The sequence below is a fragment of the Fluctibacter corallii genome, assembly GCF_025751585.1.
Classification (GTDB): Bacteria; Pseudomonadota; Gammaproteobacteria; order Enterobacterales; family Alteromonadaceae; genus Fluctibacter_A; species Fluctibacter_A corallii.
The window spans coordinates 1-24,435 of the sequence record NZ_JAOWKX010000013.1 but is presented as its reverse complement, the minus strand read 5'-3'; the positions used below and the strand labels follow the sequence as shown (position 1 = coordinate 24,435).

General features: G+C 44.5%; 22 protein-coding genes and 1 pseudogene. 19 read left to right on the top strand and 4 right to left on the bottom strand.

Going from position 1 to position 24,435, the window contains the following annotated elements; translation table 11 throughout:
* The first annotated feature begins 138 nt into the window (after window positions 1-138).
* Window positions 139-1,206 (top strand): uroporphyrinogen decarboxylase, encoded by a 1,068-nt coding sequence (gene hemE / locus OE749_RS18050; protein WP_263713894.1) that lies wholly within the window; start codon window positions 139-141, stop codon window positions 1,204-1,206.
* Window positions 1,207-1,218: 12 nt separating this feature from the next.
* Window positions 1,219-1,830 (top strand): hypothetical protein, encoded by a 612-nt coding sequence (locus OE749_RS18045; RefSeq protein WP_263713893.1) that lies wholly within the window; start codon window positions 1,219-1,221, stop codon window positions 1,828-1,830.
* Window positions 1,831-1,835: 5 nt separating this feature from the next.
* Here the strand turns inward: OE749_RS18045 and queG are convergent, their stop codons facing one another.
* Window positions 1,836-2,972, bottom strand: a complete 1,137-nt coding sequence (queG, locus tag OE749_RS18040; RefSeq protein ID WP_263713892.1) for a tRNA epoxyqueuosine(34) reductase QueG — start codon at window positions 2,970-2,972, stop codon at window positions 1,836-1,838.
* On the opposite strand from queG, the gene OE749_RS18035 reads away from it, so the two are divergent.
* From OE749_RS18035 to hflC, 9 genes are all read left to right on the top strand, one after another.
* Window positions 2,966-4,495 carry an NAD(P)H-hydrate dehydratase gene (locus OE749_RS18035; protein WP_263713891.1) on the top strand — a complete coding sequence of 510 codons (1,530 nt, stop codon included), beginning with the start codon at window positions 2,966-2,968 and terminating at the stop codon, window positions 4,493-4,495. The two genes, queG and OE749_RS18035, sit on opposite strands and share 7 nt — an antisense overlap.
* The gene (tsaE, locus tag OE749_RS18030) at window positions 4,495-4,950 is read left to right on the top strand and encodes a tRNA (adenosine(37)-N6)-threonylcarbamoyltransferase complex ATPase subunit type 1 TsaE (RefSeq protein WP_263713890.1); all 456 of its coding nucleotides are present in this window, start codon (window positions 4,495-4,497) and stop codon (window positions 4,948-4,950) included. Before OE749_RS18035 ends, tsaE begins: the two co-directional genes overlap by 1 nt.
* Before the next feature lie 5 nt (window positions 4,951-4,955).
* Complete coding sequence (locus OE749_RS18025) at window positions 4,956-6,287, top strand: N-acetylmuramoyl-L-alanine amidase (protein WP_263713889.1); 1,332 nt, start codon at window positions 4,956-4,958, stop codon at window positions 6,285-6,287.
* Window positions 6,288-6,327: 40 nt separating this feature from the next.
* Window positions 6,328-8,232 carry a DNA mismatch repair endonuclease MutL gene (mutL, locus tag OE749_RS18020; RefSeq protein ID WP_263713888.1) on the top strand — a complete coding sequence of 635 codons (1,905 nt, stop codon included), beginning with the start codon at window positions 6,328-6,330 and terminating at the stop codon, window positions 8,230-8,232.
* Entirely contained in the window at window positions 8,222-9,166 is a 945-nt protein-coding gene (gene miaA, locus OE749_RS18015) for a tRNA (adenosine(37)-N6)-dimethylallyltransferase MiaA (protein WP_404828205.1), read from the top strand. Before mutL ends, miaA begins: the two co-directional genes overlap by 11 nt.
* A gap of 81 nt (window positions 9,167-9,247) precedes the next feature.
* On the top strand, window positions 9,248-9,502 hold the full coding sequence (gene hfq / locus OE749_RS18010) for an RNA chaperone Hfq (RefSeq protein WP_263713886.1): 255 nt from the start codon (window positions 9,248-9,250) through the stop codon (window positions 9,500-9,502).
* A 19-nt stretch (window positions 9,503-9,521) separates the two neighbouring features.
* Window positions 9,522-10,811, top strand: coding sequence for a ribosome rescue GTPase HflX (hflX, locus tag OE749_RS18005; protein ID WP_263713885.1), 1,290 nt, complete (start codon window positions 9,522-9,524; stop codon window positions 10,809-10,811).
* Between the two features lie 75 nt (window positions 10,812-10,886).
* Window positions 10,887-12,044 carry an FtsH protease activity modulator HflK gene (gene hflK, locus OE749_RS18000; RefSeq protein ID WP_263713884.1) on the top strand — a complete coding sequence of 386 codons (1,158 nt, stop codon included), beginning with the start codon at window positions 10,887-10,889 and terminating at the stop codon, window positions 12,042-12,044.
* 3 nt (window positions 12,045-12,047) lie between these two features.
* Window positions 12,048-12,932, top strand: coding sequence for a protease modulator HflC (gene hflC, locus OE749_RS17995; protein ID WP_263713883.1), 885 nt, complete (start codon window positions 12,048-12,050; stop codon window positions 12,930-12,932).
* A gap of 131 nt (window positions 12,933-13,063) precedes the next feature.
* Here the strand turns inward: hflC and OE749_RS17990 are convergent, their stop codons facing one another.
* Window positions 13,064-13,813: a GntR family transcriptional regulator gene (locus OE749_RS17990; protein WP_263713882.1), complete on the bottom strand. Its 750-nt coding sequence runs from the start codon at window positions 13,811-13,813 to the stop codon at window positions 13,064-13,066.
* 182 nt (window positions 13,814-13,995) lie between these two features.
* Window positions 13,996-14,835, bottom strand: coding sequence for a LysR family transcriptional regulator (locus OE749_RS17985; RefSeq protein ID WP_263713881.1), 840 nt, complete (start codon window positions 14,833-14,835; stop codon window positions 13,996-13,998).
* A gap of 127 nt (window positions 14,836-14,962) precedes the next feature.
* Here OE749_RS17985 and OE749_RS17980 point away from each other — a divergent pair, with 127 nt between their 5' ends.
* The 6 genes from OE749_RS17980 (at window position 14,963) to OE749_RS17955 (ending at window position 22,820) form a co-directional block, all read left to right on the top strand.
* Window positions 14,963-16,147, top strand: a complete 1,185-nt coding sequence (locus OE749_RS17980) for an acyl-CoA dehydrogenase (RefSeq protein ID WP_263713880.1) — start codon at window positions 14,963-14,965, stop codon at window positions 16,145-16,147.
* Between the two features lie 92 nt (window positions 16,148-16,239).
* Window positions 16,240-18,477: a thiamine pyrophosphate-dependent enzyme gene (locus tag OE749_RS17975; RefSeq protein WP_263713879.1), complete on the top strand. Its 2,238-nt coding sequence runs from the start codon at window positions 16,240-16,242 to the stop codon at window positions 18,475-18,477.
* Window positions 18,478-18,480: 3 nt separating this feature from the next.
* The gene (locus OE749_RS17970) at window positions 18,481-19,527 is read left to right on the top strand and encodes an ACP S-malonyltransferase (RefSeq protein ID WP_263713878.1); all 1,047 of its coding nucleotides are present in this window, start codon (window positions 18,481-18,483) and stop codon (window positions 19,525-19,527) included.
* Between the two features lie 127 nt (window positions 19,528-19,654).
* Window positions 19,655-21,250, top strand: coding sequence for an AbgT family transporter (locus OE749_RS17965; RefSeq protein ID WP_263713877.1), 1,596 nt, complete (start codon window positions 19,655-19,657; stop codon window positions 21,248-21,250).
* An 82-nt stretch (window positions 21,251-21,332) separates the two neighbouring features.
* Window positions 21,333-22,397, top strand: coding sequence for a ferrochelatase (gene hemH / locus OE749_RS17960; RefSeq protein WP_263713876.1), 1,065 nt, complete (start codon window positions 21,333-21,335; stop codon window positions 22,395-22,397).
* A 6-nt stretch (window positions 22,398-22,403) separates the two neighbouring features.
* The gene (locus OE749_RS17955; RefSeq protein ID WP_263713875.1) at window positions 22,404-22,820 is read left to right on the top strand and encodes a DUF4112 domain-containing protein; all 417 of its coding nucleotides are present in this window, start codon (window positions 22,404-22,406) and stop codon (window positions 22,818-22,820) included.
* A gap of 5 nt (window positions 22,821-22,825) precedes the next feature.
* Here the strand turns inward: OE749_RS17955 and OE749_RS17950 are convergent, their stop codons facing one another.
* On the bottom strand, window positions 22,826-23,221 hold the full coding sequence (locus OE749_RS17950; protein WP_263713874.1) for a DUF2237 family protein: 396 nt from the start codon (window positions 23,219-23,221) through the stop codon (window positions 22,826-22,828).
* A gap of 90 nt (window positions 23,222-23,311) precedes the next feature.
* On the opposite strand from OE749_RS17950, the gene ubiG reads away from it, so the two are divergent.
* The gene (gene ubiG / locus OE749_RS17945; protein ID WP_263713873.1) at window positions 23,312-24,061 is read left to right on the top strand and encodes a bifunctional 2-polyprenyl-6-hydroxyphenol methylase/3-demethylubiquinol 3-O-methyltransferase UbiG; all 750 of its coding nucleotides are present in this window, start codon (window positions 23,312-23,314) and stop codon (window positions 24,059-24,061) included.
* 142 nt (window positions 24,062-24,203) lie between these two features.
* Window positions 24,204-24,435 (top strand): annotated as a pseudogene (locus tag OE749_RS17940) (transposase); the annotation flags it as partial.

The following is a 24,435-nucleotide window of genomic DNA, read 5'->3' as shown; positions in this document are numbered from 1 at the left end:
GTGGTGAAAACGCGCATTGCATTAATTGACAATGTTTTCAGATACACTTTTTCATGTATATGTGTAACGGCCTCACTGAACGGGTGATAGCGCGCCCCATCTATTTTCTGATTCTGTCTTTCGAAAATTGAGAATTTCATGCAGCAATTGAAAAACGATCGTTATTTACGTGCTCTTCTTAAACAGCCAGTTGATGTAACTCCAGTATGGATGATGCGCCAAGCAGGCCGTTATCTTCCAGAATACAAAGCAACGCGAGCGGAAGCTGGTGACTTTATGTCTCTGTGCAAAAACCCTGAATTAGCATGTGAAGTCACCCTTCAGCCGTTACGTCGTTTTCCATTAGATGCTGCCATTCTTTTTTCAGACATCCTTACTATTCCTGATGCTATGGGACAAGGCCTGTATTTTGAAACAGGAGAAGGCCCTCGTTTTAAAAAAGTGATTGAGTCAGCATCTGACGTAGCAAAGTTACCTGTACCAGATCCAGAGGACGAGCTGAAATATGTGATGGATGCTGTACGCACGATTAGAAAGGGCCTTAACGGCGATGTACCGTTAATTGGTTTTTCTGGTAGCCCGTGGACATTGGCAACCTATATGGTTGAAGGTGGATCGAGTAAAGCATTTACTAAAATTAAAAAAATGGCATTTGCTGATCCTAACGCACTTCATGCATTACTGGATAAACTGGCAGATTCGGTGATTCTGTATTTGAATGCACAAATTGCTGCGGGCGCACAATCAGTAATGATTTTCGATACATGGGGTGGTGTGCTGTCTCCACGCGATTACAAGCTATTTTCATTACAGTATATGCATAAAATTGTGGATGGTCTTACGCGTGAAAATGAAGGCCGTAAAGTGCCTGTGACCCTATTCACCAAAAACGGTGGCATGTGGCTTGAGTCTATTGCCGCAACGGGGTGTGATGCAGTGGGACTCGATTGGACGATTGATATTGCAGAAGCAAAAGCACGCATTGGTGATAAAGTGGCGTTGCAAGGCAATATGGACCCATCAATGCTTTACGCACCGCCAGCCCGTATTGAAGAAGAAGTTGCGATAATTTTAGATGGCTTCGGTGAAGGTTCAGGCCACGTTTTCAATCTTGGGCACGGTATCCATCTTGACGTGCCACCAGAGCATGCAGGCGTATTTGTGGATGCGGTACATCGTTTAAGTGCCCCTTATCACAAAGCATAAGAGAAACAGACCATGCAAATTAAGGTGTTATTGGGCGCGTTGATTGGCCTTATCGTCGGTTACTTTATCGGTGTCACGTCTCAACAAGAACGTCTCATTGACAAAGATGAGACACCCACTCAAACACCTTATAACGTCAGTGACGTTCAACGAGATGAACCGCAGCCAGTTTTGTCTGAGATTCCAGCGTCACCCGCTGCGCCATCTACTCAATGGCAGCAATCCGCAGTGCCGGAAGAAAACCCGTTAGATGCAACGCAGGCAGATATTACTTCGACGGGTATGCATCTTAATGAAGGTTTAAGAGAGAAGTTAGCGGAGAAAGCGTTGTACAGTTTCTCTTTTCCTGATGAAGAGACCGACTGGCAAGCCCAAACGTATATTTCCGACTTTTTTGAATTGCACGAGTATGGCCCGCAAGTTGAGCTATACAATTTAAGTTGCTCTGTTCAGGTTTGTGTGATGAATGGTCAATATCATGGTAATAAAGACGAATGGGAAGGCATCGTTTATGACTTACGCAATCAGGATTGGTGGCAATATGCGCATACCAGCCATCGAGCATCATCAAAAGATGATGGCCCAACATATTTTCAGATTCTTGTGAGCCATGCCGAAAACTGATTAGATTACGCGTCTCTGGGAAGGCCTTTTTCGACGCTGCGGATTAGACGTTTGGTGGTTCTATCTAAGGCATCTTGCTTACGCAAATTTTGCTGTTCGATAGCCCAATCAATGTGCTCTTTTACCATATCACTGGCATTGTCACGCTGTTTTTTCAGTACCGCTATAATTGCGTCTTCATAGGGCGCATTACCTAGCCCGACTGCTAAGTTGCGTTGCCATTTGTCGTAGCCGATACGTCGAATAGCAGAGCCCTCGGTTTTTTTCAAAAACGTATCTTCATCCCATAAAAATAGCTCTATTAATGACTTTCCATGGAGATCTTTTCGGGGCTTAAAGTCTTCTTCATCGGTAATATTGGCGTAACGATTCCAAGGGCAAATGAGCTGACAATCGTCACAGCCGTAAACTCTATTGCCAATTAGTGATCTTAAATCTTCTGGAATAGCGCCTTTTTGTTCTATGGTGAGATAGGAGATACAACGCCTTGCATCCACTACATAGGGCTCTACAATTGCGTTCGTTGGGCAAATCGTTATGCATGCGGTGCAACTACCACAGTGCTCTTCAATGGGCTCGTCTACAGGTAATGGAATATTGACAAACAGTTCGCCCAGAAAAAACCATGAGCCCGCCTCCTTATTGAGCGTTAACGAGTGCTTACCCGTCCAGCCGATACCGGCTTTTTCTGCGATGGCATGCTCTAATATCGGCGCGGAATCTACAAAAGGGCGAAAGTTTAGTGCATCGCATGCGTCAAAGATCTTTTGCCCCAATTTTTTTAACCTGTTTCGCATCAGTTTGTGATAATCACGTCCTAACGCATAACGGCTTACGTAAGCCATGTTTCGGTCACTCAAATTTTTAGCAAAGCTGGCATCAGGTGGCAGATAGTTCATGCGCACGCTTATCACCCGTAATGTGCCGGGATGGAGCTCGTCTGGCCTAGCGCGCTTCATGCCATGTTCTGCCATAAAATTCATCTCTCCGTGGTAGCCTTTGTCTAACCACGCCTGAAGGTGAGATTCATGCTGTTTAAGATCGATATCAGCAATACCAACTTGTTGAAAACCTAGCGCTTTACCCCAAGCCTTTATATCCTGTTTAAGTTTGTTCAATTCTTGGTGCGAAAAAGATGACATTAAGGCCGTTACTCCATAACTTTGCAGAGCGCAGTTTATCACACAAAATTTATGTAGCAGGTACAGTTCGTGACAAAGAATCTGTGGCTGCAAAACGCGCAGGTGTCAGTATGTGGACCTTGATGGAACGCGCGGGCACTTCAGCATACCGGGCGCTACGAAATCGCTGGCCTGAGATGACACGTATAGTGGTATTTGTGGGTACAGGGAATAACGGTGGCGATGGTTACGTATTGGCTACACAAGCACGCCAAGATGGCTTGACGGTGTCAGTGTACAGTATTGAACCCTCACAACCCTTAAAAGGGGATGCGCTCACGGCGCGTGAGATGTATGAAAAAGAAGGAGGAAGTGTAAATCCTTGCTCTGATTATCAAGATGAAAGCGATGAGCACGTTATTGTTGACGCGCTTTTGGGAACTGGGTTGTCAGGTGAATTACGAGAGCCATATCACAATGTTATCGACAAAATAAATGCTTCGGCCGCGCCCGTTTTGAGTGTGGACATTCCGTCTGGCATGCATGCTGACACTGGCCAAAATCTGGGCACGGTGATTCAAGCTGAATGCACAGTGACCTTCGTGGGTATTAAGTCTGGCTTGGTAACTGGGCAGGGAAAAGGCTATGCGGGTGAGTTGATTTTTGATGATTTGGGTATTGCTACCCCCTTTTTAGAGGAGAGTCAGCCAAAAGCCAGATGGATAGATTTCGGATCTTATCAACCCCTACCTAAACGAAAAGTAGACACCCACAAAAGCCATTACGGTCGTTTGTTATGTATAGGTGGTAATGCGGAAATGAGCGGTGCAATACGCATGACAGCGGAAAGTGCCATGCGTTCAGGCGCGGGCATGGTTAAGGTGTTTTGCCACGAAAACAGCACGCTGGCAGTGAGTTTAGGAAGGCCAGAGATTATGGTCTCATCGAGCGCACTGGAAGAACAACTAAAATGGGCGACGTGTATTGCGATAGGGCCCGGTTTAGGGCGAGATGAATGGGCAGAAACAACCATGATGAAAACCCTCGATCATGTGCGCCGAACGCCAAAGCCTTTAGTGATTGATGCAGATGGATTGTATTGGTTATCTAAAATGCGTAAACAGTCGTTGGGCGCAAAAGTGACGCCGTTAACCGTGATTACCCCCCATGCCGCAGAGGCTGCACGCCTGCTAGATGCAGATGTGCAGGAGGTGAATGACCAGCGATATCTAGCGGTAGAAGAACTCACGCGTATGTACCACGTCACGAGTATTTTAAAAGGTGCGGGAACCTTGATTCACGAACAAGGTCAGATGTCAGTGTGCGCCGGAGGAAATTCAGGCATGGCCACGGCAGGAATGGGTGACGTACTGACAGGGGTGGTGTCGGCAATGTTGGCACAAGGTATGCCGCCGTATGATGCCGCCTGTTATTCCGTCTGTTTGCATGCGCAGGCTGGGGATAATATTGCCAAAAGCCAGGGGCAACGTGGTATGCTAGCCACAGACCTTATTAGTGAATTTGTTAAACTCGTAAATACCTAATGCAAGATTCCGTTTTTTTTAGTTCTTCAGAGGCGTTAGAGGCATTTGCTGCATCTATTGCCAAAGCGTGTAAGCAGCACACAGTGATATTTCTTGAGGGTGACTTAGGCGCCGGAAAAACCACGTTCAGCCGTGGATTCATTCAAGGCTTGGGGCATACTGGAAATGTGAAAAGCCCAACTTATACCTTGGTTGAACCCTACGAAATTGAAGATTGGCGTGTTTTTCACTTCGATTTATATCGCCTAGCGGACCCTGAAGAACTTGAATTTATAGGGATAAGAGATTATTTTCAGGACGATTGCTTATGCTTGATAGAGTGGCCAGAAAAAGGCTACGGCCGTATTGCAGAGCAAGACTTGGGCATTCGTATTGAAATAGAACCTGAGGGTCGTACACTGTCGCTAACTGCCTTTAGCGAAAATGGAAACCAAATTTTAAACGCGATAAAATAACAAAAATGCGAGTAGTAAAACGCTTTCTTACATTGATTTTTTGTAGCCTATTTATCTTTGGGACAGTAGGCACTGCGTTCGCAAAAAATGCAATTGAAGGCGTTCGAATTTGGCCCTCGCCCTCAAATACTCGAGTGGTTTTTGATCTTAGCGAGTCTCCCGATTACAGTTATTTCACGCTCACGAATCCTCACCGATTAGTAATTGACCTTGCTAATACCAAAGAGAAGTTCAGTATTGCTTCTCTTAATGAAAATAGTGATGTTATCAAAAAGATTCGTACCAGCACGCCGAAAAACAGAGGCAGTACGCGCGTGGTATTGGAATTGTCGCACAGGCTCACGCCAGAAATTTTTGCCTTGCCGCCAACACCACCTTACAAAAATCGGTTAGTGGTTGATCTTGCCCACAGTGAGAGCGCGTCTGCCCCAACAAAATCTGTTGAAAGTAACAATGAGAATAGGGATATCATTATTGCCATTGATGCTGGTCACGGTGGTGAAGACCCCGGTTCGATTGGTCGAGGTGGGACCTATGAAAAGAATATTACGTTGAGTGTCAGTAAAAAGCTCGCAGATTTGATCAATGCTGAAAAAGGGATGAAAGCGGTGCTTACACGCTCTGGTGATTACTATGTGTCACCGAATCAGCGGCCTGAAATTGCACGTAAACATCGAGCTGATTTGTTCGTATCTATTCACGCTGATGCCTTCACAACACCCCAACCAAACGGTGCATCGGTATGGGTTCTATCTATGGGCCGAGCTAACACCGAGTTAGGCCGTTGGATGGAACGAACCGAGCGCCATTCAGAGCTATTAGGCGGTGCAGCGGAAGTCATTAAAGATACCGCCAATGAGCGATATTTAGCACTTGCTTTACTTGATATGTCGATGGACCGCTCAATTGCAGCGAGTTATGACGTCAGTAAAAAAGTGATTTCAGAGCTCAAGCAAGTTACAAAGATGCATAAACGCACGCCACAAGCAGCAAGCTTGGCAGTATTAACGTCGCCAGATATTCCATCAATATTGGTCGAAACGGGTTTTATTTCGAATCCGAAAGAAGAGAAGAATCTCAATTGGGCAGCATTTCGTCAGCGACTGGCTGATCGCATTTTTAATGCGGTGAAGCGCTACTTTGAAAATTCTCCACCAGATGGCACGTTATGGGCGTCGATGAAAAGTAAAAACAGAACTCATCGTGTGCAAAGTGGTGAGTCGTTGTCTTTGTTGGCACAGCGCTATAATGTGCGTGTCAGTCAAATTAAAGAAGCGAACAATCTTCGTTCAGATGTGGTTCGTATCGGTCAGGTTCTGACAATTCCTAGCATTTAGTTTTCCGATACTTAAGTCAACTTATCAAGAGAGTTTATCCGTGCCAATACAGATATTGCCCGCTATTCTTGCTAACCAAATCGCTGCTGGCGAAGTGGTTGAAAGGCCAGCCTCAGTAATTAAGGAGTTGGTAGAGAATGCGCTGGATGCAGGCGCGACACAAATTGATATCGAAATCGAAAAAGGCGGTCACAAGCGTATTTTGGTAAGAGACAATGGCTCAGGTATCGCGAAAGATGAATTGAGCTTGGCACTGAGTCGGCATGCCACTAGCAAAATCGCATCGCTAGATGATTTAGAGCAAATTATCAGCTTGGGGTTTCGCGGCGAAGCGCTAGCGAGTATCAGCTCAGTCGCACGGTTATCTTTGTCGTCAAAACCAAAAGCACAAAGAGAAGCATGGCGAGCGTTTGCTGAAGGGCGAGATATGGATGTTAAGCTTGAGCCGATTGCACACCCTGACGGCACCAGTGTGGACGTGCTTGACCTATTTTTTAACACTCCTGCCAGACGTAAGTTTTTACGCACAGAAAAAACCGAGTTTTCACATATAGAAGAAGTGATCAAGCGAATTGCATTGAGTCGGTTTGATGTTGCGTTTACGCTCAAGCATAACGGTAAGCTGATAAAGAAGTACCCAAAGATAACAGACGAAAAGAATAAATTTAAACGCGTGTCTGCGGTGTTTGGTAACAGCTTTTCAGAGCGAGCGATTCAGATAAATAGCCAATATATGCAGTTTAATCTGTTTGGCTGGATAGTCGGCCCTGGCGGTGAGCGCAACCAAAATGACTTGCAGTATGTATATGTTAATGGGCGCATGATGCGAGATAAGTTAATAAATCATGCGATACGCCAAGCATTTGAAGGCATAATTGATAGTCAGCTTTACCCTGCCTATTGTTTGTATTTAACTCTCCCGCCCGACGAAGTGGATGTAAATGTTCATCCGGCTAAACACGAAGTGCGTTTTCATGAAGCAAGGATGGTGCATGATTTTATCTATCGTGTAGTCAATGATGTGCTTCAGGAGCAGCTTCAATGTAGTGCTTCGGAGCATGAGCGAGCAACCATTTTTGATACGCCGGGAGCTGGTATTACTGAAGATAACCCAAATGAACGGTTGGGAGATTTTCATTCTACTCCAGCACAAGTCAAAGAGGTGGAGCCGTCTCACGCTTATATTAAGCCGCTACAGCACGCGCCCCAAGATGTGCTGGATGCGCATAATCATAATAGACACCCACTTTCTGAATCGAGGCAAACCGGTCATCACGACAATGTAGGCAGCTCGTCGTCAGCAAGACACCCATCCTACGCTTCCTCCCATTCAACGCGTGCCCAAATGACACCAAAGCACCCACGTGTAGATGACAAAGCTGTAGAGGGATATTATGAGTTGATGACTGATGGTGTGCCGCCTGTTACACCTCGAAGCACAGATTATTTGGTGGTTGGGAAGTGGATTTTATTCACCCAAGATAATGGTGTTTATGCGATATCGCTCGTTGAGGCAAAAGCTCACCAAATACGCGCTGATTTTATGCAAAATACGCCGGTAAGCCAGCCGCTTTTGATGCCAGTTTCCATTCATTCTGATAGTTCGTTACTCGCGCACGCACAAATGCTATATGAGCCTCTACTGAACTACAGTATCGAAATTGGCTGGGCCGTAAACAAAATTCTTGTGCGTAAAGTTCCCGCGGGTTATCGAAATTTACCCTGGGCGCCAATATTAACGGAGTTATTGACAGGCACGGTCAATGAGGGAGATTTACTCACTGCGCTTACTCGCACTATTGCGGGCAATATGAATCTGTTGGATCAGGCGGATTCAATTGTGAAATCGTTATTTAGTGAGGATAGCGGTAATGCACAAACTACACTTAAGACATTAAGCAAAGAGGTGCCGTTAGAAATATGGTTGCAGCAACATGCAGAATAATATGAAAAATAATCAACCTCTTGCCATTTTTTTAATGGGGCCGACGGCATCAGGCAAAACAGACCTTGCGATTGAGCTGTGTCAAAATGCCTCATGTGAAATAATTAGTGTCGATTCGGCCTTGATTTATCGAGAAATGGACATAGGTACTGCTAAGCCAACTGCTGAAGAGTTGCTCAAAGCACCGCACAAGTTGATTGATATACTTGATCCGGTACAAAGCTATTCGGTCGCAGAGTTTCGACGTGATGCATTAAATGAGATGAATGCGATTGTTGAGAGAGGTAACGTCCCTTTATTGGTGGGTGGAACGATGATGTATTACAAGGCGCTAATCGAAGGCCTATCACCGTTACCCGAAGCCGATGCGAAAGTGAGACAAACGTTATTAGCCGAAGTCAACGAAACGGGATGGGACGCGTTACATAAGCAGCTAACGGAAGTCGATCCCGTATCTGCTGCTCGAATTCATCCGAATGATCCGCAGCGTCTTTTACGTGCGATGGAAGTTTATCGCATTGCTGGTAGGTCTATGACAGAGTTGCAGGAGGAAAAATCGCCTCCTATACCTTTTGAGGTAAAAAACTTTGCCATTTGTCCGCAAGATCGCGCTATACTGCACGACCGAATAGCCAAGCGTTTCCACATCATGGTGGACAATGGTTTCCAGCAAGAGGTTGAAGCGTTAAAAGCCCGAGGTGATTTGCATTTGGATTTACCTTCTATGCGTTGTGTTGGATATAGACAAATGTGGCATTATCTCGATGGCGATTATGACCACGAAGAGATGATTTTTCGGGGAATTGTCGCTACAAGGCAGTTGGCAAAGAGGCAGTTAACCTGGTTGAGAGGGTGGAATAATCTGACATGGTTAGACACCTTTGCAAAAGACAATTTGACTAAAGTACTAAATGTCATTAATACTGAGTCTTGAGTCTTTTGCTATACAGCCCTGAGTTTTACTGTATACTTAGCGTATGGGTGAAAAACCATAATAAAAAGAAAAGGATATAAAATGGCGAAGGGGCAATCTTTACAAGACCCATTTTTGAATGCACTGAGAAAAGAGCGTATCCCAGTGTCAATTTATTTAGTGAACGGTATAAAGCTTCAAGGACAAGTTGAATCGTTCGATCAGTTTGTTATTCTGCTGAAAAATACCGTGAGTCAAATGGTGTATAAGCATGCAATTTCGACGGTTGTACCGTCTCGTGCGATTTCCATGGTTGCTAATACCCAGGCAGATTCCGATAATAGTCAGCCTGAGTAGAGGTAATTAGGAGAAGTGCTTGTTTGACCGTTACGAAGCAGGTGAGCAGGCTGTACTCGTCCACGTTGATTTTCCTGACGACACCAGTAAAGAAGATTTGCAAGAATTGCAGATGCTGGTGTCTTCGGCTGGCGTCAATGCTGTAGATGTTTTAACGACGTCTAGGCAAGCGCCTCATCCCAAATATTTTGTCGGTAGTGGCAAGGCTGAAGAGATCGCGAACGCCGTTCGGGCTTGTGAGGCCGACGTGGTGATTTTTAACCATTCACTGTCGCCATCTCAAGAACGAAACCTCGAGCAATTGTGTAAATGTCGAGTACTGGATCGTACTGGGCTTATTCTTGATATCTTTGCGCAGCGGGCGCGGACGCACGAAGGTAAGCTTCAAGTAGAGCTTGCTCAGTTGCGCCATATTTCTACACGATTAATCAGAGGCTGGACGCACCTTGAAAGACAAAAAGGTGGAATAGGTTTACGTGGACCGGGTGAAACACAGCTCGAGACAGACCGACGTTTAATTCGAGGTAGAATCAAAGCAATACTACGTCGCTTGGAACGTGTAGCAAAACAGCGTGAACAAGGTCGCCGCTCTCGCAAGCGCGCTGAAATTCCAACGTTGTCTTTGGTAGGATACACCAACGCGGGTAAATCAACGTTGTTTAACACCATTACCGATGCGCATGTTTATGCTGCAGACCAACTTTTTGCGACACTTGACCCGACATTACGAAAAATTCAATTGCAAGATGTTGGTCCCGCAATATTGGCAGATACAGTTGGTTTTATTCGACATCTACCCCATGATCTCGTGGCAGCTTTCAAAGCAACACTGCAAGAAACGCAAGAAGCGGACTTATTGCTTCATGTTGTAGATTATTCAGATGAACAGTATCGTGAAAATATTGATCAGGTGAATGAAGTGCTGGATGAAATTGATGCAGGTGAAATTCAGCAGTTAATGATTTGTAATAAAATTGACCGTATGGAAGGGGTTGAGCCTCGCATTGATAGGGATGATGAGGGCACTCCTATAAGAGTTTGGTTGTCGGCTCAGGAAGGGAAAGGGATTGATTTATTATTTATCGCCCTCACTGAGTGTTTAGCGAAGAGTATGGTGCAGCACACGCTGCGTATACCTCCTCAGCAAGGTAAACTCAGAGGAGCGTTGTTTAGATTAAATTGTATTTCGTCTGAACGATATGCAGAAGATGGCGATTGGTTAGTGGATGTAAGAATGCCAACCAGTGATTGGCATCGCTTAGAAAAGCGCATTGATACCAATTTATCAGATTACGTTGTAAAACATTAATCCATAAATCGAAATCTGAACGTAAAAGGATGTAGTCGGTTCAGGAAATCAGTATTAAATTAACGGAGATAAAGCATGGCTTGGAACGAGCCTGGTGGAAACAACAATGACCCGTGGAAAAACCGCGGAGGTCGTGATCAGGGGCCACCAGATTTAGATGATATCTTTAAAAATCTATTCAATAAGTTTGGCAAATCTGGCGGAGGTGGCTCTGGTTCAGGTGGCGGCAAAGGGCTAGGCAGCCTTGGATTAGGCATGATTGCCGGTCTGCTTGCAGTTATTTGGGGCTTGAGTGGCTTTTATACGATTAAAGAAGCGGAGCGCGGTGTAGTACTGCGATTCGGTGAATTTAGTCATTTTGTAGAGCCAGGCTTACGTTGGCGCCCGAGATTCATTGATTCTGTTATGCCAGTTAACGTGCAATCCGTTCGCTATATGCCAGCTTCAGGCTCCATGCTGACCGAAGATGAGAATGTCGTACGTGTTGAAATGGAAGTCCAATATCGCGTTGTTGAGCCTTACAAATACAGCTTCTCAGTGACTGAACCGGAATCCAGTTTGAGTCAGGCTTTAGATGCTGCAATTCGTTACGTGGTAGGTCATTCAAAAATGGATGACGTGCTTACAAGCGGCCGTGAAGTGGCTCGCCAACAGGTTTGGCAAGAACTACAAAACATTATTGAACCATACAACATGGGTATATCCATTGTTGATGTAAACTTCAAAGATGCACGTCCGCCTGAAGAAGTAAAAGAAGCGTTTGACGATGCCATTGCTGCTCAGGAAGACGAGCAACGCTTTATTCGAGAGGCTGAAGCCTATGCCCGTGAAATTGAACCTCGCGCTCGTGGTCAAGTTACACGTATGAAGGAAGAAGCTCGTGCTTATAAACAACGCGTAACGTTAGAGGCAGAGGGTGAAGTTGCTCGATTTACCGAGTTACTTCCACAATACGATGCTGCACCTATTGTCACGCGCCAACGTATCTATCTTGAGACGATGGAAGAAGTATTTAGTAATACCAGTAAGGTGATGGTTGATACCAAAGGCGGTAACAACATGATGTACCTTCCTCTTGATAAAATGACTGAACGTCAAAGTGGAGCACAGTTACCTGCTAATGTGCGCAATACGCTTGAAAGCCTGAGAGCGAGTGGTGCGACTACAGATACACCGCCGACCAATACAAACTCTGGCCTTCGCAGTGATCGATATCGTTCGGGGAGAAATTAATCAATGAAAAATTTTGTTATTGCATTAGTGATTACCCTGAGTGTGCTCGCGCTTGGTTCTATCTTCGTTGTTAAGGAAGGTAGCCGAGCGATTGTTATTCAGTTTGGTAAAGTGCAAAGAGATAGTGATACTGGAGATACAAAAGTATTCGAACCAGGTTTGCATTTTAAGCTACCGTTGTTTGACCGCGTGGTGCCTTTAGATGCACGCATTCAAACCCTTGATGATCAGCCCGGACGGTTTGTGACGCAAGAGAAGAAAGATTTGATTGTTGATCTGTATGTGAAGTGGAAAATTAAAGACTTTGCGCGTTACTACTTGTCAACTGGTGGCTACAAAGATCAAGCTGAAGCACTATTAAAGCAGAAAGTGAACAACGGACTACGAAGTGAGTTTGGTACGCGTACTATTTCTCAAATCGTGTCGGGTGAGCGTTCTGAGTTGATGGACGAAGCGATGAAGCAAGCCGCTCAGAGTTCAGATGAATTGGGAATTGAAATTGTTGATGTTCGTGTGAAGCAAATTAACCTGCCTACAGAGGTGAGCAATTCTATCTTCCAACGTATGCGTGCAGAGCGAGCAGCTGTGGCGCGTGAACATCGCTCACAAGGTAAGGAGCAATCTGAGATTATTCGTGCAGACATTGATGCAAAAGTGACGGTGATGCTAGCGGATGCTGAACGTGATGCTAGACGCCTTCGTGGTGAAGGTGATGCACAAGCTGCAAAAATATACGCTGATGCTTATTCAATGAATCCTGAGTTTTATTCGTTCTTGCGCAGTATGGATGCATATAAAGCAAGCTTTAATAGCAAGCAAGACATATTGGTTGTTGAACCAGACAGCGACTTCTTCCGCTATATGGTCGATACCAAAGGAAATAAATAAAAATTGCGCCCAGTAGGGCGCTTTTTTTTGCATAGATTAATGTGAACAACTCAGCCGCGTGCCGCTCTGTGTTGCATTGATTCACTTGGTGAGCTGAGTCTTCTACTAGGCTGGTATCTTGCTTGATGCTTCTAATAGGTACCCTCGTGCCGGTAATGGAAGTTGTCGGTTTGAGAATAGATTAGGCGATATTCAAAGGGGGTTTCGTCTAGTGAGGAGCATATTCGGGTCACTTCGATAAGAGGGGTATTCGGCTTTACTCCCAGCCATTGTGAGACATCTTGGTTAGATGGGGTTGCTCTCACTTCATCTACTAGGTTATGAATTGTCATTGAGTATTGGGTTTGTAGAAACTGGTGAATATCATCTGGGAGCTTGGCGTTGTTACTTAACTCGGGAAAGTATTTAAGTGGTAAGTAAATGTACTCAACAGCGCAGATTTGTTGTCTGAAGATTCTTTTTCGCACAATTTCTAGTACTTTGTCACTGCTATCGAGTTTCAATTGTGTTTGAAGTGCCAGACCGGCAAATTTCACTGTTTGACGAATAAAAGCTATCTCTGTTTTTTCAGGGCGTCTACCATTTCTTACAATGGGAAATTGGGATGTATTTTCCTGTTTGTCAGATTGTTCCGCAACAAATGTTCCGACTCCCTGACGACGTATTAATGTTCCTTGCATAGTTAATGCGTTAAGTGATTTTCTGACAGTTCCTTGGCTTACGCCAAACTCATCGGCGAGAGAAAATTCATTGGGTAATACATCTCCAGGTTTCCACTCCTTGTTGAGAATTCGACTTTTTATCTGTTCTTCTACTTGCTTGTATAGCGGCATAAACACAGGTTGTTTGCCTTTACTGCTAGAATTAGAGGATAACGACATAATGAGACACCCACTATTGTTACGTAGGGTGAGAATCTAACGTTGGACACCCACCTTCTCAATAAGGTGACCCATCGGACACCCACTTTATCGATAATATATAAGAATAAAGATAGCAAAAATTTTCAGAATTTCAGGTGGCGGCAGTTCTCAAATTTTCAAAATACCGCCGTGCTCTAAATTTAATGCTGTTGCGCAGCAAGGTGACTAAGCACATTGATGGTGTCAGTTTTCTTCTGAAAGGCTAAACCAATGTTTCGGCATAATGATAAGTGGTCAATGTCCAAACAGACTAAATCATGAAGAATGTCGCTGTCTTCATTGACGGAATCATGAATTGGAATAAAGGCGCACCCTAATCCGGCCCGAACTAATCCTATGGCATATTCGATGGTTTGTATTTTTGCCCTTACGTCTACATGCACGTTATGTAGGTGCAGAGCCTCTCTCAACAAGTTCCATCCCTCGCACGGACTACGCTGAATGAAGGCTAAATCGTGAAGATCAGTAATGGTCAGAGATTCTTTCAGTCTGAGTGGGTGTCCAACAGGTAACACCAGTTTGAACCTGTCCTGCCAGATTGGAATAAACGTTTCTTTTGGGTGCAGCATGTCATCGCTAATAATCCTTGCGTCACATACGTCCTCCGGCGGGACGAGTGAGAGCTCTAGCGTATTAACTTTTGATGTGAATTGTTTCAGAAGCGCGCTCATTCTCGCCACGCCCAAGCCTTTAATGAGTCCCAGTCTGAAAGGTTCTTTAGCATGCTTATCGCGAAATACATCGCGAATGGCAGAAGCTTGGCCTAAAAGTTGTTGTGCCAACGGGTAAAGCTGCTGCCCTGCTTCTGTTGGCTTAATCCCCCTTGGATATCGCAAAAATAACGGTTTCGAAAGGCTGTCTTCTAATTGTTTTATCGCAGAAGAAATAGAGGGTTGGGCGATGTAAAGTCGTTTTGATGCTGCGCTGAAACTTCCTGATTCATAAACTGCTACAAAGTATTTTAGGCTTCTTAAATCCATAGTTAAAATCTATACAAAATAAAGTTAATTAATATTATTCCTCTAGCAGTATAACCTTTATTATCAGTTTTTTAACATATTACTTGCATGAAAATGTCGGTATAAATGTCAGTTGAAAGGTGTACATATGTCTTCAGCAAAACCCCAATTTGATTGGCAAGATCCGTTGTCACTTAACCAGATGCTTTCCGAAGAAGAGCGAATGATGCGTGACACGGCTCACCAATTCTGCCAAGAACGATTAATGACTCGTGTTTTAGAAGCTAATCGTCATGAGCGCTTTGATCGAGAAATAATGAACGAGATGGGAGAACTGGGATTATTGGGATGCACGTTACCAAGCGAATACGGTTGTGCTGAAGTAAATAACGTTGCGTATGGATTGGTAGCCAGAGAAGTTGAGCGTGTCGATAGTGGTTATAGAAGTGCTATGAGCGTTCAATCGTCTTTAGTGATGTATCCAATTTACACCTATGGCACCGAAGAGCAAAGACAACGATTTCTACCCAAGTTGGCAAGTGGTGAGTTTGTGGGCTGCTTTGGACTGACTGAGCCGGACTCTGGTTCCGATCCGGCTAGCATGTCTACTCGCGCTACAAAGGTGGATGGTGGTTACCATCTTACTGGAAGCAAAATGTGGATCACAAATTCGCCAATTGCTGACGTTTTTGTTGTGTGGGCGAAACTGGAAGGTGTTATTCGAGGATTCATCCTAGAAAAAGGAATGAAAGGGCTTAGTGCACCAAAAATTGAAGGAAAGTTTTCACTGCGCGCATCAATTACTGGTGAAATAGTGATGGACAACGTTTTTGTGCCCGAAGAAAACATGTTTCCCGATATCACAGGGTTAAAAGGCCCGTTTGGATGTTTGAATAAAGCGCGCTACGGTATAGCGTGGGGTGCTCTCGGGGCGGCAGAGTTTTGTTGGCACGCCGCACGACAATATTGTTTAGATAGGACCCAATTTGGGCGTCCGTTGGCTGCCACCCAGTTAATTCAAAAGAAACTAGCCGATATGCAAACCGATATCACTACTGGGCTTATGGCGTGCGTGCAAGCTGGCCGACTTATGGATGCAAATGCGCTTGCTCCCGAAGCAATTAGTTTAATTAAACGAAACTCATGTGGCAAAGCATTAGATATCGCGCGTATTGCGCGAGACATGCATGGTGGAAATGGTATCGCAGATGAGTTCCATGTTATTCGACACGTAATGAATTTAGAAGCCGTGAATACCTATGAAGGAACTCACGATGTGCACGCGCTGATATTAGGGCGCGCCCAAACAGGAATACAGGCTTTTTCTGTGTAGTAGAGCGAATGGCATACGCGCTTCATCCCCTGCGCGTGTGCCTTGCTTAGATTTGAGCCTCTCCTTTAGCATCTTATGTCTCAGGAGTACGCATGCAAGATCGAAATGCCAAGCTGAATCAACAATTTATTGATGCAGTCACTCACGCCATATTACCTCGTTCAGATATCTCTCTTTCTTTGGCAGAGAGTGAGTTAACCAAGACCGATTTGATTGATCTATTTGAGTCGCAAATTATGAGTCGTCATCTGGATTTGCGCTCTCGGCTTATGCAAAAAGAAGGTAATAGTTTCTACACGATTGGTAGTGCTGGACATGAGGGCAACGCTGCCGTAGCCAAAGCCCTTAGGTCGACGGACATGGCATTTTTGCACTATCGCAGCGGCGCCTTTGTTGTCCAGCGCAGTAAGCAGGTTGAGGGGCAGACTCCCTTATACGATATGCTACTCAGTTTTGCCGCTTCTTCTGACGATCCATGCTCGGGAGGACGGCATAAAGTACTTGGTAGTAAATCGTTATTTATCCCTCCTCAAACCAGTACAATAGCCTCACACTTACCCAAGGCCGTAGGGACCGCCTTTTCAATCACACTCTCAAAAAAGCTAGAGACAGAGGCATTACTGCCAAAAGATGGTATTGTTCTGTGTAATTTTGGTGACGCGTCTGCTAATCACTCAACTGCTCAGGGAGCGATAAATGCGGCGGCATGGGCAGCGTACCAGTCTGTTCCTCTGCCTATTGTTTTTCTGTGTGAAGATAATGGCATAGGTATCTCCACATCAACCCCTGAAGGGTGGATAGAATCTAACTTTCGCCATCGTCCGGGGCTCGAGTACATTCAATGTGATGGGCTGAATTTGTATGACACCTACCAAAAAACCAGATTAGCGGCTCATATTGCCAGAAAAAGGCGTAAGCCAGTTTTCTTGCATATGCGAACCGTCCGGCTACTTGGCCATGCGGGATCGGATGCAGAATTTGTGTATCGAAGTGAAAAGCGAATTTTGGAAGCTGAAGCGCAAGATCCTTTGTTGCACGGTGCAAGATTGATACTTGAAGCTAACGCGTTGTCTCAGGTCGAGATTATCGACTTATATCGTAGTATTGAAGCGCGTATCGCCAGAATTAGTCGTGAGGCATCAGGTCGACCTAGATTACGCTCGGCTGAAGCAGTAAAGCGCTCAATTGTTCCCAATAAGTCAAACCAAATCAATCAGGAAGTCGTTTCAGAGCAACGTAGAAAAACGTTATTCGCTCATGATGCTCATAATCTCAGTAAAAAGCAGCATATGGCGAAGCTTATTAACTGGGCACTGATAGACGAAATGGCGAAAAGCGATAGCATTGTTTTGTTTGGTGAAGACGTAGGTAAAAAAGGGGGCGTATACAATGTTACTACGAAGTTATTTGATAGATTTGGCCCAAACCGAGTTATTAATACCTTACTGGATGAACAGTCAATTTTAGGGCTGGCGATTGGGCTTGCTCATAATGGCTTCTTACCTATACCTGAAATTCAATTTTTAGCTTATGTTCATAACGCGGAAGATCAAATTCGTGGTGAAGCAGCGACATTGCCTTTCTTTTCAAACGGCCAATTCACTAATCCCATGGTTATTCGTATCGCTGGGCTCGCCTATCAAAAAGGATTTGGTGGTCACTTCCACAATGATAATTCTTTCGCGGTATTCAGAGATATTCCAGGGGTAATTATTGCCTGTCCATCAAACGGCGCAGACGCAGTAGCAATGTTGAGACGTTGTATTCGTTTAGCAAAAGAAGAGCAACGAGTAGTTATATTCATCGAACCTATTGCTCTTTACATGAAAAAAGATCTGCACGATGAAGGTGATAATCTTTGGGCGTTTGACTATGTGCCACCTTCTGAAGAGACACCCATGATGCTAGGTGAATTAGGTGTTCATGGCAGTGGAAAGGATGTATGCATTGTAACTTACGGCAATGGCGTGTATCTGAGCCGTCAAGCGCAGCACAAATTGCAACAGCAGGGTATCAACGTAAAAGTCGTAGATTTACGTTGGTTAGCGCCCCTCAATGAAGATGGAATAATAACTGAAACAAAAGGCTTCAAACAGGTACTTATTGTGGATGAATGCCGCAAAACTGCTTCTATCAGTGAGGCGATTGTTACGGTGTTAATCGAAAATACAGTGACTAAAACGCAGCCCAATATTCAGCGGATTACCGCTGATGATTGCTTTATACCTCTTGGTTCTGCGAGTTTTGAGGTGCTACCGAAAACTGATGAAATCGTTCAGCGCGTGATGTCTATGGTTAAAAGAGAATCGAATTTAAAGTCTGTGGTATGAGAAATGACAAATAACAAACAAACTGCCGTGGTCGTTTGCCCCGGACGTGGCACTTACAATAAGTCTGAATTGGGGTATTTGGCCAGATTTCACTCTGACAAATCCGCGTTTATCGAGCGGATTGATGTACAAAGGAAAATTAATGGACAGCCACTCATTGCTGAGCTAGATCGTGCAGAAAAGTTTAGTTTGGCTAAGCATACGGCGGGTGAGAATGCGTCTTCACTAATTTACGCCTGCGCAGCATGTGACTTCGCTGATATTAATCGGGATAAATACGACATTGTTGCGGTAACGGGCAATTCTATGGGATGGTATATTGCGCTTGCCGTTGCAAATGCATTGAATACAGATAATGCCGCTCGCCTTATTAACACCATGGGTTCAATGATGAAAGGTGGTGTTGTGGGTGGCCAGTTGATTTATCCCATCGTAGATGAGAATTGGCAGGCAGATCCTAATCGCATTATGTTAATCAACGATTTGATTGAAGATGCATCCAAACAGGAAAGTGATATTCGACTTTATTGGTCAATTAATTTAGGTGGTTATGCTGTACTTGGGGGAAGTCAAGCTGGACTGAAATTCGCGCACAGCAGATTGCCTATGATTGATAATACCTATCCGATGCAACTGTTCAACCATGCAGCTTTTCATACGCCTCTGCTAAGTTCAGTGTCTGAACAGGCAATGAAGGAAATGGAAGCATCCATCTTTAACGCCCCTGATGTCCCACTGATTGATGGTGAAGGACATATATGGCAACCGCATAGCGCCGATAGCCATGCATTGTGGAAATACACATTAGACACCCAAGTTCGTGAGACTTATAACTTTACCAAAGCCATTGAGGTCGCCATCAAAGAATTTGCACCTGAAAAAATTATCGTGACCGGGCCAGGTACAACATTAGGCGGAGCGATTGGTCAGAGCTTGGTTAAGTTTCAATGGCAGGGGATGGCGAGTAAAGCTGACTTTATATCCAAACAGAAAACCTCTCCGTTTTTGCTTTCAATGGGCATTCCTCAACAAAGAGAATTGGTTATTTAGTCGCGATTTTCAATTAATTATTACGTTCATATTGGTATGACTAGCCATGAATAGCCTCCCTTTCATGCAGGAAATCGGGTAGTATAGCGCCTCAAAATTTTTCATATACTACGACAGAGGTTTCGATTTGTTAGTGGAAGAAACTGAAAAGCAAACATCGGTAGAGCCAAAAGGGGGATGGTTTTCTCGCTTTCTTGCTACCGTTGAGTGGCTGGGAAACTTACTTCCCCACCCAATCACGTTGTTCGCAATTTTAGCGTTCACTATCGTTATCATTAGTGGCATCCTTGGCTACTTTGATGTTGCGGTTGCTGACCCGCGTCCTATAGGAGCAAAGGGGCGTGATCCCGATGGAATGATTGAAGTCATTTCACTAATGAGTGCTGAAGGGCTTCAAAGAATCGTTACGGGATTAGTGACTAATTTTACTGGTTTCGCGCCTTTAGGAACCGTATTGGTGGCATTGTTGGGAGTATCTATCGCAGAACATTCTGGCCTTTTGCAGACGATTATGCGCTCTTTGGTGATGAATGCATCTAAGCGAATGGTGACAGTAACGGTTGTATTCGCAGGTATTTTGTCTAATACGGCGTCAGAACTTGGTTATGTGGTATTGATTCCACTTGCTGCAATGATTTTCCATTCGTTGGGTAGACACCCACTTGCAGGTTTAGCAGCCGCATTCGCTGGTGTATCCGGCGGTTATAGTGCTAACTTACTGCTGGGAACGGTAGATCCACTGCTATCGGGTATTACCGAATCTGCAGCGCATATGATTGCACCAGACTACACAGTAGGGCCTGAAGTCAACTGGTATTTTATGTTCCTTAGTACGTTTGCAGTTGCCATCATGGGCGCATTTGTTACGGAGAAAATTGTAGAGCCGCGCTTGGGTAGCTATGACGAAAGTGGTGCTGCCGATGATCTTCAAAAACAAGACATGCATCCCCCAACGAAGCAAGAAAAGAAAGCGATGCGTATGGCGGGTTTGGCGTTTTTGGCTGTTGTTGGGGTACTTGCGCTTACCATTGTTCCTGAAAATGGAATATTGAGACACCCAGAAACTGGCGCGGTGGCAGGCTCTCCCTTCTTAAAAGGTATTGTTGCGTTTATATTCATCACATTCGCGATTCCAGGGTTTGTATATGGCAAATTTGCGGGAACGATGAAAAACGACAAAGACGTCATTAACGCGATGTCGAAAAGTATGGGAACGATGGGGCTGTACATTACGCTTGTATTTTTTGCTGCCCAATTTGTTGCCTTTTTTAAATGGACAAACTTAGGCACAGTATTAGCGGTAAAGGGTGCAACCTTGTTACAAACCTTGGGACTTGATGGTCCTGAAGTGTTTATCTTGTTTATCATCATGTGTGGTATCGTGAACTTATCTTTAGGAAGTGCGTCTGCGCAATGGGCGGTGACAGCACCTATTTTCGTTCCTATGTTAATGTTGATCGGTTTTGCTCCAGAAGTCATTCAGGCCGCATACAGAATTGGTGATTCAGTCACTAACGTTATTTCACCAATGATGAGCTACTTTGGCTTAATTCTCGCAGTAGCCGCGCGTTATCAAAAAGACTTGGGGATGGGGACGCTGATTGCTCTTATGCTCCCATACAGCATGGTCTTTGTGGCTGGATGGACTGTACTGTTTTATGTGTGGGTGTTCCTACTCGGTATGCCAGTTGGTCCTGGGGCTGCAACCTATTTCGTTCAATAATTGTTCATAGGCGGCTAGTGCCGCCTTTTTTAGAACCTTTTCTAAGTTTTTATCGTAGAAGCAGGATTTAGCGGGAAAAATCATGAAGTACAGAGGAAGTCCCTCTTTTTCACATAAACAAGCTGACAAAGTTGGTGTGTTAATTACTAACCTAGGCACACCAGAAGCCCCTACAACAAAAGCACTGCGACCTTATCTAAAGCAGTTTTTATCAGATCCTAGAGTGGTGGAAGTACCCAAAGTGATTTGGTGGCTTGTACTTAATTTGGTTATATTGCGCTTTCGTCCCAAACGCAGTGCTCATGCATACTCAACAGTATGGACCGATGAGGGCTCGCCTTTGCTTCTCCATACTCAAAAGCAAGCAGAAGCGCTACAACAAAAATGTAAAACACAACTAGGTGAAGGGGTAGTGGTGGATTTCGCTATGCGTTACGGTAGCCCGTCTGTTTCAGAGGTAGTTGATGCAATGCTACAACAGGGCGTGCGTAAACTGCTGGTTCTGCCGCTTTATCCTCAATACTGTGCCTCGACGACCGCTTCTACCTTTGATGCACTTGCTGATGATTTTACAAAAAGAAGGTGGCTCCCTGAATTACGTTTTATCACTCATTATCACGACGAGGATGAATATATTCAGGCTGTAGCAGATAAAATTCGTGAACACTGGAGCGAGCATGGTACTGCAGACAAGCTACTCCTTTCTTATCATGGCATTCCTAAACGATACCTAACGAATGGCGATCCCTACCATTGCGAGTGTCATAAAACGTCTCGCTTAGTTGCTGAGAAACTTGGGCTCAATAAAGCACAATATATGACTACGTTTCAGTCACGCTTTGGTAGAGAAGAATGGTTAACACCCTATACAGATGAAACGCTGAAAAGCTTACCGTCGCAAGGAGTTGAGTCTGTGCAAGTAGTCTGCCCCGGCTTTTCTGCTGACTGTTTAGAAACCATTGAGGAAATTGGCGTTGAAAACCGTGACTATTTCATGGAAGCTGGTGGTAAACGCTATGAGTATATTGAGGCACTAAATAGCGATCCTAAACATATTGATGCGTTATACGCTATTATTGAACGCAACTTATATGGTTGGAATGCGGTGTTGGACAACACTGATCGAGAAGCCAGAGCAAAAGGATAACCACCAATGAATATGCCCCATTTTCCACCTCCGTTGAGAGAGGCTCAAGATCTGGCTAACATGTTAGATACGGCGATTCGAATCCCATTTTTGGGTATTCGAGTGGGGCTTGATTTTTTACTTGGATTAATTCCTGTTCTCGGGGACGCTATCACGCTTTTGATTTCTTTTAGAATCATTAGATTAGCTAAAACGTTGGGTGTCCCCAATAACAGAATTACGGCGATGGTAAGAAATTGTGTTATCGACTTTGCACTGGGCTTTATTCCTTTTTTCGGAGATATCGCAGATATCTTCTTCAAAGCGAATAAAGCGAATGTGAGGATGATGGAACAGTGGTGGTTGAGTCAGCATCGTCAAGACATCCACGGCAACACGCAGGCTGCGCTTGAAGAATGGGAAAAGAGCTTGCCAAAGGAGTAGGTTTTTTATCCGCCACTTTTGGAGTGGGTGTCTTGTTGAGGTTTGTCTATCGCATGCTCTATAAGGTGATTTAAATCTACTATCGATAAACATGCCTTATTTGTTGCGGTTAGAATGACTTGAGGTGCAACGCCTGCTTTACGGGCTTCTTCCCAACGAGCAGCGCACAAACACCACTTGTCACCTTTTTGTAGCCCAGGGAAAGCAAACTCGGGCCGAGGCGTAGAAAGATCGTTCCCTCTATTCATTGAAAATTGAAGAAATTCGTCAGTCATCACGGCACAAACACTGTGATTACCAGTATCTTCTAGTGTAACGTAACAAAACCCCTCACGTGTAAAACCCCCATTACCACAACAGAGCATTAACGGTGAGCCCAATACATTACTTTGGTTAGCCATATTGGTTTCCTTAGGTAGTCTTTTTCTTTGCACATTGCGTATATTAATTAAGTTTAGACACCCATAGTTTTAAGGTCATCATAAAAAGGCATGTTAGATAAAAGCGTTAAGCAACCTCTTCCTTCGAATGTTTCACCAGAGGAAGTATCAAAATTTGATTTTCTTGCTGAGCAGTGGTGGGATCCGAATGGAAAATTTAAAACTGCTTTAGCCTTTAACCAAGCTAGAACTGATTTTATGTTTGATGCCATCAAACGTATTAGAGGTTTTGGAGACGGCGTAAGTGGATTATCTGTGTTAGATATTGGATGCGGTGGAGGGTTAATTTGTGAACCGTTTGCCAAAAGTGGTGCTGAAGTAACGGGAATCGATGCAAGTGCGATGAGTATTGAAGTGGCAAGGCGGCATGCAATTATGTCTGGATTGAACATTCGATACGAGCATCGATTGGCCTCACAGTTTGTAGAAGAAGACACCCAATTCGATATTGTTGTCAACGCAGAAGTGATTGAACATGTGCCAGATCAGCAGCAATTAACGAGTGAGGCATGCCAGCTAGTGAAACCTGGAGGCTTGCTAATTATGGCAACGCTAAATCGTACAATTAAATCTTATCTTGTTGCTATTTTGGGTGCGGAATATCTGCTTAGATACCTTCCAATTGGAACTCACGATTGGCGTGCCTTTGTCACACCTGAAGAGTTAAGTGGATGGGTCGCTTCTCGGGGAATGGACTTAATGGAAAGTCAAGGATTTGCGTTGAATCCTCTATCAGGCAAATGGCGTTTTACGTCATCTCTCGCTGTTAATTACATGTCGGTATGGCGCAAACAATCTTAAATTGGTTTTGTAACCGTCGTTAGATGACAAATCTTAAGCATTAATTATTGCGGTAAAGACACCCATAGTAAGCAGGTAAACTGGACCATACTAAGCACAAAAATACGTTACAGTAGAGGCAATTGTTGATAAGGAGGTCACAATGCCAACACCACGCTCTAAGCAAATTAGTCTGTCTCAAACCCCATATTACCATTGCGTTTCTCGTTGTGTACGTAGGGCGTATTTGTGCGGTAAAGATGCACTCACGGGCAAAAGCTTTGAGCATCGCAGGGGCTGGGTAGAGAAGCGTCTATTGTTCCTCGCTCAGGTGTTTTGTATTGATGTTTGTGCTTATGCCGTAATGAGTAATCATACTCACTTGGTGTTGAGGG